A 14,783-nucleotide genomic window follows, 5' to 3' on the forward strand; every position below is an offset into this window, starting at 1 on the left:
CGCCGACGACCCGGTGTTCGCCGAGCCAGGCGGCGGTGCGGGGCGGCGGGTGCGGGGCTGCGTGGGCCGGTGCGGGGCGGCGGCGCTCAGGGCAGCAGGGCGGCCGCCGCGTTCCGGAGGGTGATGTCGATCGATTCCCGCACCCGGGTGAGTTCCGGCAGCTTCTCCTCGATCTCCCGCTCCTCGTAGGCGGATTCGACCGCGAACCAGACGCCGACCACGTTGTTCTCCCGCTTGCACCGGACATCGGCGGCCGCCGTGGCCAGCTCGGTCGCCGAGGGGACCGGGGAGTGCCAGGCGGCGTCGTTCGCGGCGGCGGCCGGCGTCCCGTAGTCGAATCCGCTCGCCTTCATGCACGAGGACCATTTCCGGAACACCTCCTTGACCCTCTCGTCGGCCGTCGACCGTTGGTAGTTGCCGAAGTTGACGTCCACGGCCACCTGCGCGTCCTGGAACGTCCCGCCGCCCGCGGTGACCGCCTGCTGGGCCTCGCCCGCGCATCCGCCCGGGGGGATCGGGGTCCCGCGGAAGACCCCCGTCCGGGAACCCCCCGGAGCTTGGGGTGCCCCGCTCCCCGCGCCGAGCACGAGGCGCACGTCCGGGGAGAGGGACTCGGTCGGTGTCGGCGTCGACCCGTCCCCCGAGGCATCGCCGTGGTACCCGCGGACGGCGGCGACGGCCGGGTCGGTGGGGTCGTACCGGTGCGCGGTCTGGCCGGTGCGTCGGTCGGACTCGCGGACCGCCGGCTCGTAGTCCAGCCCGAACCGCTTCATGCAGGTCGAGACCAGACGGGCCCAGCCGCGGTCCATCCGCGCGTTCTCCTCCGGGTTGATCAGGTACTTCTCGACCGGGAGCGCCCGGTCCGAGGTGCTCGCCAGCACGGGGACGTCCGGGACGGCGGGAGCGGGGACTGCCGGGACTGCGGCAGCGGAGCCGGCCGGTGCCGGGGAGTCCGGCGGGCGGCCCGAGTCCGGTCCGCCCGCACTCGTGCAGGCCGCGGAGGTCGCGGCGAGGAGTCCCGCCAGAAGAAGGGTCGCTCGAATCATCGGATTTCCGCGCGGCACGGCATTCGGTCCCTTCGAGGCTTTTTCCGATTTCTTGGTGGTACTCGTGCATTCCGGTCGATCGGTCGGCCATTCGCCCCCTGGCCCCCCGTTCACGCGGTGCGTCCGCGTTCGCCCGATATGGACGCCGAGTCCGGGAGCGGTCGTGCTGTTGGCATACGTCACGGAGCGGTCGATATCCCCCGCATTCCTTACCGCAAAGCTGATGTGAGTGGCCGTCAGGAGCCTTGACCGGGGTGGGGCGCTGTCTGATGATACTCAGGGCCCGGTGGGACGGGCGCACTTCCACCTCCGGGGCGTCAGCCGATTCGGAGCAGGCCGGACCGCGATTCGAGCGGGCGACCGGCGGCCCGGGCTTCGGTCCACGATCCGGCTCGACGTGCCGATTCGAGCACCCGAAAGGTGACCATGAAACTCACGGGGAATATCAGGATCGGGGTCGCGGCGCTGCTCGCCGCCGGCGGTCTCGCGATTTCGGTGCCGGCCGCTTCCGCCGCCCCGAACCCGGGCACGTGCAGCGGTAGCGACTTCTGCCTCTACTTCAACTCCGACTTCAAGGGCGCCACGTTCGAGGACGGCCGGGGCAACTCGCAGACCCCCGAGAACTACGGCGCTCCGAACTGGTACAGGTTCTCGGGGGGCAACGGGGCCGGGTCGTACGTGAAGAACAACGCCGCGTCGGCGTGGAACTTCAACCTCAACTACAGCGTGACGGTCTACTTCAACTCGAACAACAGCGGCCCGAGCCAGTTCATCAAGCGCCTGACCGGCGCCAACCTCAACGACCAGCTGAAGAACAACAACGCGTCGCAGTGCCTCGACTTCTTCCAGTACTGCCCGTGAGAATTCCGGGGCAGCGGCTCCGCGGGGATCGTCCGACCGCTCCGCGGCCCTGACCACCGGTCCGGCCGGCCGGTGGGGTCAGCCCCGGCTGCTCGGGGCGAGGCGGCCGAGGATGTGGAGGAGGCGGTCCAGGGCGTCGCGGGAGTTGGGCTCGGTCAGGTTGACCATCAGCCGGAAGGCGGCGCGGAGGAGGGCCGGGTTGCCGAGGCCGGCGGCGCCCGCGGCGCCGACCAGGCGGGGGCGGCTCAGCGCGGCGGCGGTGAGGCGGCCGAGGGCGAAGTAGCCGTCGTAGGCGGCGCGGAGGGTCTGGGGGTAGGCGCGCAGGGCGAGGTCGCGGCCGCGGTCGGTGCGGCGGGCCAGGGCCTGGACGACGGTCTCGGCGGCGTAGCGGCCGGACTCCATCGCGTAGGCGATGCCCTCGCCGGTGGCCGGGCTGACCGTGCCGCCCGCGTCGCCGATCAGCAACAGGCCGTCGGCGTAGTGGGGTTGACGGTTGAGGCCCATCGGGAGGGCGGAGCCCCGGATGGGTTCGGTGACGGCCTCGGGGTGGTAGCCGTAGTCGGCGGGCAGGTTCTCGCACCAGCGGCGGAGCAGGTGCTTCCAGTCCACCTCGCGCGGCACCGCGCCGGTGTCGACGACGCCCAGGCCGACGTTGGCGGTGCCGTCGCCCATGCCGAACACCCAGCCGTAGCCCGGGAGGAGGCGGCGGTCCCGGTCCGACGGGTCGCGCAGGTCCAGCCAGGCCTCCAGGTAGCGGTCCTCGTGGCGCGGGGTGGTGAAGTAGGTCCGGTAGGCGACGCCCATCGCGCGGTCGGTCCGGCGGTAGCGCTTCATCGCCAGCGAGAGCCGGGTGGAGTTGCCGTCGGCGGCCACGACCAGGGGCGCGTGGTAGGAGACGGGGCGGCGCTCCTCGCCGAGCCGGGCGGTGACGCCGGTGATCCGGCCGGTCCGCTCGTCGAGCAACGGGCCGTCCACGTTGGCCCGTTCGACCAGTCGGGCGCCGGCCGCGGCGGCGCGGCGGGCGAGCAGTTCGTCGAAGTCGGCGCGGCGGCGGACGAGCCCGAAGCCGGGGAAGGCGGAGAGTTCCGGCCAGTCGAGTTCCAGCCGGTGTCCGCCCGCGACGATCCGCAGTCCGCGGTTGTGCAGCCAGCCGGCGGACTCCGAGACGTCGATGCCGAGATCGATCAACTGCCGTACCGCGCGCGGGGTGAGGCCGTCGCCGCAGACCTTCTCCCGGGGGAAGGCGGACTTCTCCAGCAGGAGGACATCCAGGCCGGTCCGGGCCAGGTGGTAGGCGGCGGTGGAGCCGGCGGGGCCCGCGCCGACCACGATGACGTCGGCGGTGTCGGCGGACGGGTTGGCCGGGTCGGCCGGGCGGGTGGACGGCTGCTGTGCTGGGCCGGGCATGCGACGCTCCCACGGGTGTCGGTCCTGCGGCGGACTCGGCTGATTCGGCGGACACCCGACGATATGGAGCCCGGCGGTCGCGCCGCACCCGACACGCGGGCATCCGGCGGCCCGCCCGGCCGCTCCGGGCGGATCCGGCGCACCGGTCCCCCGCCCCGGAGTGACCGGATTATGACGGTCGATCAGTCAGACAATCATGTCGCGAACACCGCACATCGGCCCGGCCCCGGAACGCCCCGGACCGGACGGACGGACGGGCGGACGGGCGGACGCACGAAGGGCCGGCGACCTCACCAGGTCGCCGGCCCGTTCGACCGTCCCGCTCCGCCCCGCAGGGGAGGCGGGCGGCGCTCAGGGGACGATCGCGAGCTCCACGTAGGCCGCCAGGATCGCCAGGTGCACCGCGCCCTGGAGCGGGGTCGCCCGGCGCGGGATGACCGTCAGGGTACCGACCACGAGGGTGAGCGTCAGGAGCACCAGATGCGCGGGGTCGAGGCCGAGGACCAGCGGACCGGAGAGCCAGTGCGAGGCGATCGCCACGGCCGGGATGGTGAGGCCGATGCTCGCGAGGGCAGAGCCGAGCGCCAGGTTGAGGCTGGTCTGCACCCGGTTGCGCCTGGCGGCGCGCACGGCCGCGATGGTCTCCGGCAGCAGGACCAGCAGGGCGATCACCACACCGACGACCGAGGACGGCAGCCCCGCCGACTCGACCCCCGACTCGATGGTCGGCGACACGCCCTTGGCCAGGCCCACCACCGAGATCAGCGCCACACCGAGCAGCACCAGGCTGAACACCATGGCGCGCTTGGTCGGCGGGTCGGCGTGGTCCTCCTCGTCCAGCACCTTGCCGTCGGAGGTGACCGGCAGGAAGTAGTCCCGGTGCCGGAACGTCAGCGTGGCCACGAACAGCAGGTACAGCACGAGCGAGGCGGCCGCCGCGAAGGCCAGCTGGGTGGGGTTGAACTGGGGGCCGGGCGAGCTGGTGGTGAAGGTCGGCAGGACCAGGCTCAGCGTGGCGAGGGTCCCGATGGTGGCCAGCGCCGCGCCCGTCCCCTCGGCGTTGAAGACCGCCACCCGGTGCTTGATGGCGGCGGCCAGGATGGACACGCCGACGATGCCGTTGCAGGTGATCATCACCGCCGCGAACACGGTGTCCCGGGCGAGCGTCGCCGACTTGTCACCGCCGTCCGCCATCAGGGTCACGATCAGCGCGACCTCGATCACCGTCACCGCGACCGCGAGCACCAGGGAACCGAACGGCTCCCCCACCCGGTGGGCGACCACCTCCGCGTGGTGCACGGCGGCGAGCACGGCGCCCGCGAGGAAGCAGGACACCACCCCCACCACCCAGCCGGGGAGGTCGCGGTGCCAGGTCAGGACGAGGACGAGGAGGGCCAGCAGCGGGACGACGGTGGTCCACTGCGTGACGAGCGGTCGGAGCTTGGTGAACATGCCGCCGAGCATCCCATCCGGAAGCCCGGGTTCCGTGGCGACGCCGCCGGGGAGGCGGCGGATGTGGCCGACCTCATGGCCCCGCCACGCTGACGCCGCCGTACTCGGCGAGGTAGCCGAGCACGCGTGCGACGTGCGCTTTCACCCGTTCGGGGACGCCGCCGGTGTCGGCGACCGTCTTGTCGCTGGTCCGGTAGCCGGCCGTCACCAGGGCGGGCAGTTGCGCGGCCGGGAAGCCCCGCTGCTTGAAACGCTGGTCGAGCCAGCAGACGTAGCCGCCCATCGCGGCGATGGCGTCGTCCGGGTCCAGATAGCTCTTGACGCCGTCGTGGTCGGCGTCCAGCGCCCAGGCGTTGAAGACGGTGGGCGTCCACATCGCCACCCCGTACTCGCCCGTGGCGGGCCGGGCGGCGGCCGGGTCGAAGCCGGACTCGGCCTTGAGCATCGCCGCCAGCAGCGCCGGGGTGATCTCGGGCTCGGGGCAGCGGCGGGCGGCGTCCTCGATCGGACCGCGCAGGGCGGCGGGGACGTCGGCGCCGGGCGGGATGGCGCCGGGGCGCGCGGGAGCGGCGCGGACGGGGCCGACGGACGGGGGGCCGGAGAGCGTGGGGCCGGTGGGCCCGGACCGCTCGGGTGCTCCGGTGAGGACGAGCAGGCTCGCGGCGGCGACGAGCAGCAGGGCCGCGCGTCCGGCGGTTCGGACCCGGCGCTTCCGCCGCCCGGGTGCGACGGCGCCCGGGCGGATGTCGGCGGCCCGGGTCACGGCCGCGACGCCCCCGCCCCCGCTTCCGCCCCCGCCTCCGCCCAGGGCGCCGGCGAGCAGAGCGGTGAGGTCCAGCTCCGCACGCCGCCGCCGGTCGGCCGTCAGGCAGGCCGTGACCAGCGGCCGCCACCGCTCCGGCAGCGCGGCGTCGAGCCGCAGCGGGGCGCTGCCGCGCGCGTAGGCGACCGCGGCCAGCGAGCGGGCGCGGGCGGTGGCACCGAGGAAGGGGTGCAGTCCGCCGGTCAGCACCTGGTGGGCGAGCACGCCGTAGGCCCACAGGTCGGCGCTCGGGCGGAGCGCCGCGCCGCGGGCGCCGGTCCGCTCGGACCACCACTCGGGCGGCACGTGGTCCGGCGAGCCGAGCGGCGGGGCGTAGGCGTGGGTGCCCTCCAGTTCCGCGGTCAGCCCGAAGTCGGCGAGCTTGGCGGTGCCGTCGGCCATCAGCAGGACGTTGCCGGGTTTGAGGTCCCCGTGCACCCAACCGGAGCCGTGCATGTGGCGGAGCCCGGCCGCGACCTCGGTCAGGATCCGCTCGGCGCCCGGCGGCGGGTGCGGCGGCCGGGCCTCGGCGAGCAGGTCGTGCAGGCTGCGCGCGGCGCGTTCCATCACCAGGGCGACGGCGCCGTCGAGTTCGGGCCGGTCCGGGTCGGTGAGGGTGAACACCGCGAAGGTGCGGATCAGGTGCGGGTGGTCGGCGCGGCGGCTGAACCGGATCTCGCTGCGGGCGACCTGGGCGACGGCCTGCCGCTGCCCCGGCCCGAGCCGACCGGGATGGAGGAACTTGACGGCCACTTCGGCGGGTTCGCCACCCGCCGCACGCTCCGGATCGGCCGCGCGGGCGACGTGGACGCTGCCCCAGCCGCCCGCCCCGATCCGCTCACCGACCAGGTAGCCGCCGACCGGGTAGCCCGCCGGAACCGCGAACCCCGCCCCACTGCCGGACGCCCCACCGCCGGACGGCCGGGCTCCGGGCGGGTCCACCGCGCGTGGCGCCACCGCCCGGTCACCCGCCGCGCCGGGGCGGGAGCAGCACCAGATGCTCCTCCCGCACCAGGTCGAACCTCAGTGCCAGCGCGACGAGTTCCTCGCGTTTGCCGCCGGCGCCGGCGCCCTCGGGGTCGGCCGGTTCCGCCGGGTCGCGCAGCCGGAGCTTGCTGCCGACCAGGTAGTCGATGTGGTAGTTGACGGCCGACCGGGTGAGGTCGCGGCAGGAGGGCAGGCAGCGCAGCCGGGCCAGCACCTCGGTGACGCCGGGCACGGCCGCAGCGGAGGGCGAGCGCAACCGCGGCTCGCAGAGTGCGAGCAGGACGAGGAAGTACTTGGCCCCCGGGTCCAGGGCGAACGGGCTGACCGTCGGTTCGCCGGGCCCGACGCCCGGCGCGCCGCCGTCGACCGGGCCCGCCGCGCCGGCCGATCCGCCTGCCAGATAGGCGTGTTGGGGCGCGAAGACCTTGAACGAGGCCGGCTCGCCGAGAGCCGGCAGCAGCACCCGGGAGAACTCGAACGGCACCGGCGCGCCGAGCCGTCCGGGCGCCACCTTGACGTGCTCGCCCGCGCCTTCGAGGTTCTCGACGACATAGGTCGCGGTGGCGCTGAAGTTGGAGAGCCGCCAGTAGTCCTCGGCGGCCGTGATCTCGCCGGCCCGACGCGACACGCCGGGGTCGGGGATCGGCACGGCGAGCGGCCGGCCGGGCTCGCCGCGCCCGAACTCCACACTGTCGCCCGGCCCGAGGTGCAACAGGGCAGGTCGGGCGGGCGGGGCACCGCGGGGCGGCCGCGGCAGCCGGGCGAACCGACGGTCGGCTCGGGCCGGCGAATGGGGGTCGGGCAGCTGCACGATGACCGTGTTCATCCAGGTCACCTCCGGGGGTCGGCCCGATCGTAGCTGCCCGAACGACCTACGGGCGCAAGGCCACCCGAACGAGTGAACACCGCGTCATGACCGGCGAGTTGCGCCAGAAGGCCGCGCCCGGCGCGCCCGGAGGGCGGCACCCGTTCGTCGGCGGAGTGACATCCGACGGTAATCGTGGGGTCACTGGCGAGATTGCAAGCTGTAGTTGAACGGTCACCATGAGTGTGATGCAGCACACACAAGACACGTCCATATTTTGTGCAAGACTCATCCCACAGAGTGAGATTCCCTTTCATTCCAAGGAGGTTGACATCATGAACGCTCGTATCGCAGCTCTGATGGTCGCGGCGGCAGGGATCATGGCGGCCACGGTCGCTCCGGCTTCGGCCGCGACGGTCACCACCGGGGGCACGCCGTCCGTCACGAACGGGGCGGGCGGCGTCGCCTGTACGACCGTGCTCAACCAGCCGTGCGTCTGGCAGGAGAAGGACGGCGGAGGATTCGTCGGCGTCGCCCAGGTGTCCGCCGACCCCGGGCAGCTGACGATAGTCAAGGTCGAGGTACGCACCCAGCGCGCCTGGGGCAGCCCGTGGCTGACGACCGCCTCGGCCACCACCGTCACCAAGGGCTCCGCCAGGGCCGTGACCCCCCGCGTGGTCACCAGCGACCTCAAGATGGTCTGCGCCACCGCCGGCCCGGCCCTGGAGGCCGGGCAGCAGGTGACCACCTGCACCTACCCCTTCTGAGGCCCCGTCGGGCGAGGAAGGGGTGACGCGGTCGGGGCCCCGCAGCCCCGGCCACGGCCGGCCGCCGGGTCCGCAACCGGCGGCCGGACCGCTCCCCTCGCAGCGCACCCGTCCCCGCTCCCACCAGCAATCACTCAGAATGCTCCCAGCCGTCGCACAGGTCACCGCCGCGTCGCCGAATTCGCCAACCTCCCCCCGAAGGCCGTTCGCAACGCACAACCCGGTTCGGAGCATGGGTTTTTGCACTATCTTGGGAATTCGTGGACGGGGCGGGCCGCCCACCGGGCAGACCTGTGCCGAACGGCCGGAACTGCCCGCGCGACGTGTCCCACCCCCGCCGCCGCAGCATCACACGGGGAGGAAGGGGGGAGCGTGTCCATGCCCGAGGGGACCGCGCATTCGACCGGGACCGAGCACGGCCCGAGCACCGGAACGACCGACGCGACGGCCACCGGAACGGCCGGTGGACGAGCCGGCGAACGAGCCGGACGAGGCGGCGGGAGCGCCACCGGGACGGCCACGAGAACGGGCCCGGCACCGAGCGAGGCCCCGGCACCGGCCGCAGCCCCGCCCGAGGATCCGACACCGGGTCCGGCACCGGCCGCCGCCCCGCCGAGGGCACGGCTCGCCGGCCGCCGCGCCACCGTCGACGCCGTCCTGCGCAACTCGCCGCTCCAGCCGCTGTTCCGGCTCGCCGCCACCCGGCGGCTGGCCGTCCTCGCCTACCACGGGGTGGACGACCCCCGGGTGTTCGCGCTCCAGATGGAACGCCTGGTCCGCGTCGCCCGCCCGGTCCCGCTCGCGGCCGTCGAGGAGGCCGTGCGCACCGGCCGGCCCTTGCCGCCCCGCAGCGTGCTGGTCACCTTCGACGACGGCGACCGCACCGTGCTCACCGAGGGCCTGCCCGTGCTCACCCGGCTCGGCATCCCCGCCGCCGCCTTCGTGGTCACCGACCTCATCGGCGGCGACCAGCCGTTCTGGTGGGCCGAGGCCGCCTTCCTCGCCGCCCACGGCGGCACCGCCCGCAACCTGGCCGACTGCCCGCCGGGCGAGGCCGTCCGCCGGATGAAGACCCTCCCGGACGGGGAGCGCCGGGCCGCGCTGGCCGAACTCCGGGAGAGCGCCCGGGCCCGCGCCCCCCGCCAGGAACAGCTGACCCCCGCCGATCTGCTGACGCTCACCCGGAACGGCGTCGCGGTCGGCAACCACACCGCCGGCCACCCGTGCCTCGACCGCTGCGAGGGCGGCACCGTACGGGACGAGATCCGCCGCGCCCACGACGCGCTCACCGGCTGGCTCGGCGGCGAGGCACCCACCGCCTTCGCCTACCCCAACGGCAACGTCGACCCGCGCGCCGACGCCGAACTGCGGCTCCTCGGCTACCGGACCGGCTTCCTCTTCGACCACCGCCACGACCGGCTGCTGCCGCCGCACCCCCTGCGGATCAGCCGGCTGCGGGTCAACTCGACCACCGGGCGGGACCGGTTCGACACCATCCTGTCCGGGCTCCACCCCGCCGTGCACCACCTGCGCGGCGGCAGCTGACCGCCTGCGGCCCGGAGCACCAACTCCCCCACCGATGAAGCCCGGTAGCGGCGGGGGAGCAGAACGAACCGCATCGATCGCGGCGGGGAATCCGGGAGAATGCGGACCTGACCGCGACCGGAGCGCCGACCGGCGGCGCACCGGGGCGGCGGAGACCTGGGGGCAGGGACGTGGGGGCAGAGGACGTGGGAGCGCGAGACTCCGGAACGGCTACGAGGACGGCCACCGCGCGCACGGTGCCGGTCCGCCACCGGACGCCCGCGCTGCCGGCGGAGGTGGTCGACGGCTGGCGCGCCCTGGCGGCGGGCGAGGGCGGCGGCGCGTGGTTCAGCACACCGGAGTGGACCCTCGCCTGGTGGGAGACGCTGGGCGCGACCGCCGGCGACGGCGAGATCGTGGTGTGGCGGGACGGGGACGGCCGGATCGACGCCGTGCTCCCCCTGCTGCGCACCGTCCAGCGGCTCCACCCGCGCGCGCCACTGCCGGTCCCCTGCTTGACGGTGCTCGGCTCCGGCGCGGGCGCGGCCGACCACTGCGGCTTCGTCGTCGCGCCGCACCGCCGCGCCGAGGTGGCCGACTGGCTGGCCCGGCGCGGGCGGCGCACCAGCCTGCTGCTCGCCGACCTGGACCCCGGACAGGCCGCCCTGCTGCCGCCCGGCGCGGTGGAGATCGGACGCACCGCGTGCCCGCGCGCCGATCTGGCGGCCGGCCCGGAGGCGCTGGGGAGCCGCCAGTTCCGCGCCAACCTGCGCCGCTACGGCCGGAAGCTGGCGGCCGAGGGGATCACCTTCCGCTGGGTGCCGCCCGCCCTCGCGGCGGCCGAACTCCCGGAACGCTTCGAGCTCCTGCACACCGCCGTCCGGCTGCACCGGCTGCGCCGGGCCGCGCTCGGCCGGCCGACCACCTTCGACGAGGCCAGGGCACCGCTGCACCTGCGGGTGATCGAACGGGCGGCCGACACCGGTCGGGGCGAGGGCCCGGCGTTCCTGGTCGCGGAGCGGGCGGGCGAAGTGGTGGGCGTGCTCTACGGGTTCCAGTGGCGGGACACCTTCGCCTACTACCAGATCGGCTGGGACCAGAGCTGGGCGCCGCTGCGGCTCGGCACGGCGGTGATCGCCGAGGCGATCCGGGCGGCCGACGGGCAGGGGCTGAGCACCTTCGACTTCCTGCGCGGCACCGAGCCGTACAAGTACCGCTTCGACGCGGTGGACCGGGAGGACGTCTCCTGGCTGGTGCCGCGCGGTCTGCCGGGGGCGCTGCTCGGGCTCAAGTACCGTGCCAAGGCAGCCCGTCGGGAGTCGGCGCCCGATACGGACGCGTCACCGGCGACGGAGGCCGTCCCCGCCGTGCACTGACGACGGCTCGGACTCGGCGTCTCAGTGCCGACCCTTCAGCCAGCCGGCGAAGGCGTCGAGCGCTGGGGCCGGGTCGCGGCGGCCGACGCCGATCCGGAACCGGTCGGCGGGTGTCGGCGTCAGCTCCGAGCCGAAAATGGAGGCCGGCAGCAGCAGGACGCCGGCCTCCTCGACCAGCCCGGTGCAGAACGCCTCGACGCCGTCCGCGCCCAGGTAGCGCGGATAGGCGACACAGCCGCCGTCCGGGGCGCGCCACTCGAACAGGCCGTCGAAGCGGGCGAAGAACTCGTCGAAGAGCGGCAGATTGGCCGCGACGATCGCCCTGTTGCGGGCCAGGATCGGCTCGCGTGCCTTGATCGCGATCCGGGCGAGGACCTCGCTGGGAGCGGCGTTGCAGATGGTGGTGTAGTGCTTGGCGCGCTCCAGTCGTCCGCGCAACTCCCGGTCGCGGCAGGCGATCCAGCCGATCCGCAGGCCGGGCAGGCCGAGCGACTTGGAGGTGACGTTGAGCGAGAGGGCGCGCTCGGACAGGTCGACGGCCTGGGGCAGGGCGCGGGCCGGGTCGCGCTCCAGGCCCCGGTAGACCTCGTCGCTGAAGAGGTGGATGCCGCGCTCGTCGCAGATCTCGGCCAGCCGGACGAAGTCGGCGGCGTCGATCACCGCCCCGGTGGGGTTGTTGGGGAAGTTGACGGACACCACCCGGGTGTTGGGGCGCAGCGCGGCGGTGAGTTCGTCGAGGTCGAGCGCCCAGTCGCGGCCGGGGTCGAGGGCGACCCCGGTGACCTCGCAGAGCGACATCGGGACGGTCTCGGCGGACTGGTAGTTGGGCGTGAGCACCACGGCGTGGTCCTCGGGGCCGAGCAGTACCTGCATCGCCAGGTTGAGCCCCTCCTGGGCGCCGCCGAAGCAGATCACGTCGTCGGCGTCGGCCCGCTCGTAGAGTCCGGCGATCGCCTCGCGCAGGGCCGGGTCGCCGAAGGTCTCGGTGTAGCCGAGCGCGAGGGTGTCCCAGGCGTGGCGGTCCTCCGGGTCGGCGAGGGCGAGCAGTTCGGACATCGCCATGGTCTGCGCGTCGGAGGCCGTGAGGTGGTGGCGGGCGGAGAACTCCCAGCGGGAGAAGTACGTCTCCAGGCGGAAGTCGGGGAGCCGGGTCATGGCGGGTCTCCTTCGTCGGTGCGGGTCAGTCGGCCGGGAGGGCGGGCGAGCCGGGCGTTTCGGGGGTCTCGCGCAGTTCGGCGAGCAGGGTGTAGACGGTGGAGCGGGACACCTCCAGCGCCCTGGCGACGGCCGGGACCGCGCGCCGGACGGCGAGGACCCCGGCCCGGTCGAGTTCGCGGAGCACGGCGAGCCGGTCCTCGCGCCCGAGCCGCTGGAGCGGCCGGCCGTGGGCGCGCACATAGCCGCCGATCACCTCGTTCATCCGCTCGGTCCAGTCCTGCTCGAAGAGCGGTTCCGGGCGGGGGGCGGTCGGCGCGGCGAAGGCGGCGAGCAGGGCGGCGGCGTGTTCGAGCGGGCCCCGGTCGAGGTTGACGCACAGGACGGCGGCGGGTCGGCCGTCCTCGTCGCGGAGCACCGCGCTGACCGAGGAGAGCCGTCGGCCGTCGGGCAGCAGCTTCGGGTAGGGGCCGTAGACGTCGGGGGCGGCCTGGTCCAGGGCGTCCAGCTCGCCGAGCAGCGAGGGGTCGCCCGGCCCGCGTCCGCCCATCGGGTTCCAGACGGCGAGGACCTCGTCGCGGGCGGCGTCGTGCAGCACCACCTCGGCGTAGGGCCCGAGCAGCAGGGCGACCGCCTGGCAGACGGGGGCCCAGGCGCGCAGGCGCGGGTCGGGGGTCTCGGAGGTCATGACTGGACTGTACGTCCAGACTGGACGTTTCGTCCAGGCCGGGAAGTGGCACGGGCCCGTCCCCCGAGTGAGAAACCCCGGGGGACGGGCCCGTGACGGATCAAGTGGGATCCGACGGATCAGGTGGGATCCGCCGGATCAGGTGGGATCCGACGGATCAGGTGGGATCAGCTGCAGGTGATCTGGAGCAGCGCCACCTTGCAGGTACGGCCGGCCGAGTCGTTGCCCGGCACCGGGTCGGCCGGGGTGCCGGCCGTCCGGGCGGTGGTGACGGCGAAGGTCCGGCCGAGGTCGAGCAGGCCGACCTGCACGGTGAAGTGGCGGGTGACGCTCGCGCCGACGGCCAGCGGACCGGCGATCGCGCAGGTCAGACGGCCGGAGGCGACGGTGCAGTCGCTGCTGGTGGCGATCATGCCGCTCGGCAGCGCCGAGGTGACGGTGACGGCGGTCACCGGGTCGGGACCGTGAGCGGTCACCGTCAGCGTGTAGTCGACCCGGCCGCCCAGCAGGCCGGACACCGGGGAGGCGGTGAGCGCGACGGCGGCGTCGGCGGTCGGCGCGACGTAGCCGAACCGGTCGGCGGGCACGACGGCGCTGGTGCCGCCCGGCGTGGTGACCCGGACGTCGACCGTCCCGGCGACCGGCGAGGCCGGTGCGGTGGCGGTGCAGGAGGTCGCGGTGCAGGAGAACGACGCGGCGTTGTGCCCGCCGAAGCTCACCGCGGTCGCGCCGGCCAGGTCGGTGCCGGTCACGATGACCGCCGTGCCGCCGGCCTGCGGGCCCGAGGCCGGGCTGACGCCCGTGACCACCGGCGCGGGCGGCGGGAAGTCCAGCACGCTGACGGCGGACCCGTCGAAGTCGGCCAGGTAGCCACGCCGGCTGTCCGGCGTGATCGCCAGGCCGAACGGGCTCGCGCCGACCTGGAGGGTGCCGGTGACGGTGCCGCTGGCGGCGTCGATCGCGGTGAGCGTGTTGTCCGCGTAGTTGCTCGCGTAGACGGACCGGCCGTCGGGGGCGGCGGCGACCGCGTACGGGTTGGTGCCGACCTGCACGGTGGCGGTGACGGTCCGGTGCGCGGTGTCCAGCACGCTGACGGTGGAGTCGCCGCCGTTGGCGGTCCACAGCCGGGAGCCGTCGGGGGCGAGGGCGAGGCCGAACACGCCGTGGCCCACCGGTATCGAGGCGCCGACCGCGGCGGTGGCGGTGTCGATCACGTCGACCCGCTGGTCGCCGGAGGCGGCGACGTACACGGACGCGCCGTCCGGGGCGACGGCCACACCGTGCGGCTCGGCGCCGACCGGGACGGTCGCGGTGACGGTGGCGGTGGCGGTGTCCAGCACGCTGACCGTGCCGGCCTCGGCGTTGGTCACATAGGCGTGGGCCCCGTCGGGGGCGACCGCCACACCGAAGGCGCCCGCGCCGACCGGGACGGTGGCGGCGACCGTGCCGGTGGCGGTGTCGACCACGCTGACCGTGCCGTCGAGGTGGTGGGTGAGGTAGGCGTGCAGACCGTCCGGCGCGACGGCGGCGGCGTAGGAGCCGGTGCCGGCGGTGAAGGTGCCGGCGACCGTGCCGGTGGCGGTGGACAGGACGGTGACCGTGCCGCTGCCCTGGCTGGTCACATAGGCCCGGGCGCCGTCCGGGGTGAGCGCGACGCCCGCCGGGTAGGGCGCGACGGTGACGGTGGCCGCCACCGCGGGCGGCAGCCCGGCGGCCGCGGCGGCGCCTGCGGCGTCGGCGGACGCGGCACCGGGCTGGGCCAGCAGGGCGGCCGTGGCCGCGCCGACGGCGGCCGCGGCCGTCCAGAAGCGGCGCGGGGACGGGCGTGTTGTCACGGGATCTCCAGACTCGTCGGAATCGTCGGAACCGGACGCTTCACGGCCGCACCGGGCTTTCCGGGCGACCCGGGGGGA

The 14,783-nt window shown here is 74.6% G+C and carries 12 protein-coding genes; 4 read left to right on the forward strand and 8 right to left on the reverse strand.

Features of this window, described 5'->3' with window-relative positions; translation table 11 throughout:
• Positions 1 to 86: 86 nt before the first annotated feature.
• Positions 87 to 1,046 (reverse strand): hypothetical protein, encoded by a 960-nt coding sequence (locus tag IF01_RS0115125; protein ID WP_157855235.1) that lies wholly within the window; start codon positions 1,044 to 1,046, stop codon positions 87 to 89.
• A 426-nt stretch (positions 1,047 to 1,472) separates the two neighbouring features.
• On the opposite strand from IF01_RS0115125, the gene IF01_RS0115130 reads away from it, so the two are divergent.
• Complete coding sequence (locus tag IF01_RS0115130) at positions 1,473 to 1,907, forward strand: peptidase inhibitor family I36 protein (RefSeq protein WP_051755372.1); 435 nt, start codon at positions 1,473 to 1,475, stop codon at positions 1,905 to 1,907.
• Positions 1,908 to 1,985: 78 nt separating this feature from the next.
• On the opposite strand, the gene IF01_RS0115135 is transcribed toward IF01_RS0115130, so the two are convergent.
• The 4 genes from IF01_RS0115135 to IF01_RS0115150 form a co-directional block, all read right to left on the reverse strand.
• Entirely contained in the window at positions 1,986 to 3,314 is a 1,329-nt protein-coding gene (locus IF01_RS0115135) for a geranylgeranyl reductase family protein (RefSeq protein ID WP_030393920.1), read from the reverse strand.
• A 351-nt stretch (positions 3,315 to 3,665) separates the two neighbouring features.
• A complete protein-coding gene (locus IF01_RS0115140) occupies positions 3,666 to 4,766 on the reverse strand; it encodes a calcium:cation antiporter (RefSeq protein ID WP_030393921.1) in 1,101 nt (366 codons plus the stop codon).
• A gap of 73 nt (positions 4,767 to 4,839) precedes the next feature.
• Positions 4,840 to 6,525, reverse strand: coding sequence for a serine/threonine-protein kinase (locus IF01_RS0115145; protein WP_244215513.1), 1,686 nt, complete (start codon positions 6,523 to 6,525; stop codon positions 4,840 to 4,842).
• Positions 6,526 to 6,532: 7 nt separating this feature from the next.
• The gene (locus IF01_RS0115150; RefSeq protein WP_094745555.1) at positions 6,533 to 7,381 is read right to left on the reverse strand and encodes a serine/threonine protein kinase; all 849 of its coding nucleotides are present in this window, start codon (positions 7,379 to 7,381) and stop codon (positions 6,533 to 6,535) included.
• 314 nt (positions 7,382 to 7,695) lie between these two features.
• Between IF01_RS0115150 and IF01_RS0115155 the strand changes: the two genes are divergently transcribed.
• From IF01_RS0115155 to IF01_RS0115165, 3 genes are all read left to right on the forward strand, one after another.
• Positions 7,696 to 8,127, forward strand: coding sequence for a hypothetical protein (locus tag IF01_RS0115155; RefSeq protein ID WP_149030619.1), 432 nt, complete (start codon positions 7,696 to 7,698; stop codon positions 8,125 to 8,127).
• Between the two features lie 378 nt (positions 8,128 to 8,505).
• On the forward strand, positions 8,506 to 9,672 hold the full coding sequence (locus IF01_RS0115160) for a polysaccharide deacetylase family protein (RefSeq protein ID WP_094745556.1): 1,167 nt from the start codon (positions 8,506 to 8,508) through the stop codon (positions 9,670 to 9,672).
• Positions 9,673 to 9,908: 236 nt separating this feature from the next.
• The gene (locus IF01_RS0115165) at positions 9,909 to 11,027 is read left to right on the forward strand and encodes a GNAT family N-acetyltransferase (RefSeq protein ID WP_030393926.1); all 1,119 of its coding nucleotides are present in this window, start codon (positions 9,909 to 9,911) and stop codon (positions 11,025 to 11,027) included.
• 21 nt (positions 11,028 to 11,048) lie between these two features.
• On the opposite strand, the gene IF01_RS0115170 is transcribed toward IF01_RS0115165, so the two are convergent.
• From IF01_RS0115170 to IF01_RS0115180, 3 genes are all read right to left on the reverse strand, one after another.
• Entirely contained in the window at positions 11,049 to 12,182 is a 1,134-nt protein-coding gene (locus IF01_RS0115170; protein WP_030393927.1) for an aminotransferase class I/II-fold pyridoxal phosphate-dependent enzyme, read from the reverse strand.
• Positions 12,183 to 12,207: 25 nt separating this feature from the next.
• Positions 12,208 to 12,870, reverse strand: a complete 663-nt coding sequence (locus IF01_RS0115175) for a helix-turn-helix transcriptional regulator (RefSeq protein ID WP_037779902.1) — start codon at positions 12,868 to 12,870, stop codon at positions 12,208 to 12,210.
• A 167-nt stretch (positions 12,871 to 13,037) separates the two neighbouring features.
• Positions 13,038 to 14,705 carry a beta-propeller fold lactonase family protein gene (locus tag IF01_RS0115180; protein ID WP_051755374.1) on the reverse strand — a complete coding sequence of 556 codons (1,668 nt, stop codon included), beginning with the start codon at positions 14,703 to 14,705 and terminating at the stop codon, positions 13,038 to 13,040.
• Between the last annotated feature and the right edge of the window lie 78 nt (positions 14,706 to 14,783).

The sequence above is a fragment of the Kitasatospora purpeofusca genome (assembly GCF_000718025.1).
GTDB classification, from domain to species: Bacteria; Actinomycetota; Actinomycetes; order Streptomycetales; family Streptomycetaceae; genus Kitasatospora; species Kitasatospora purpeofusca.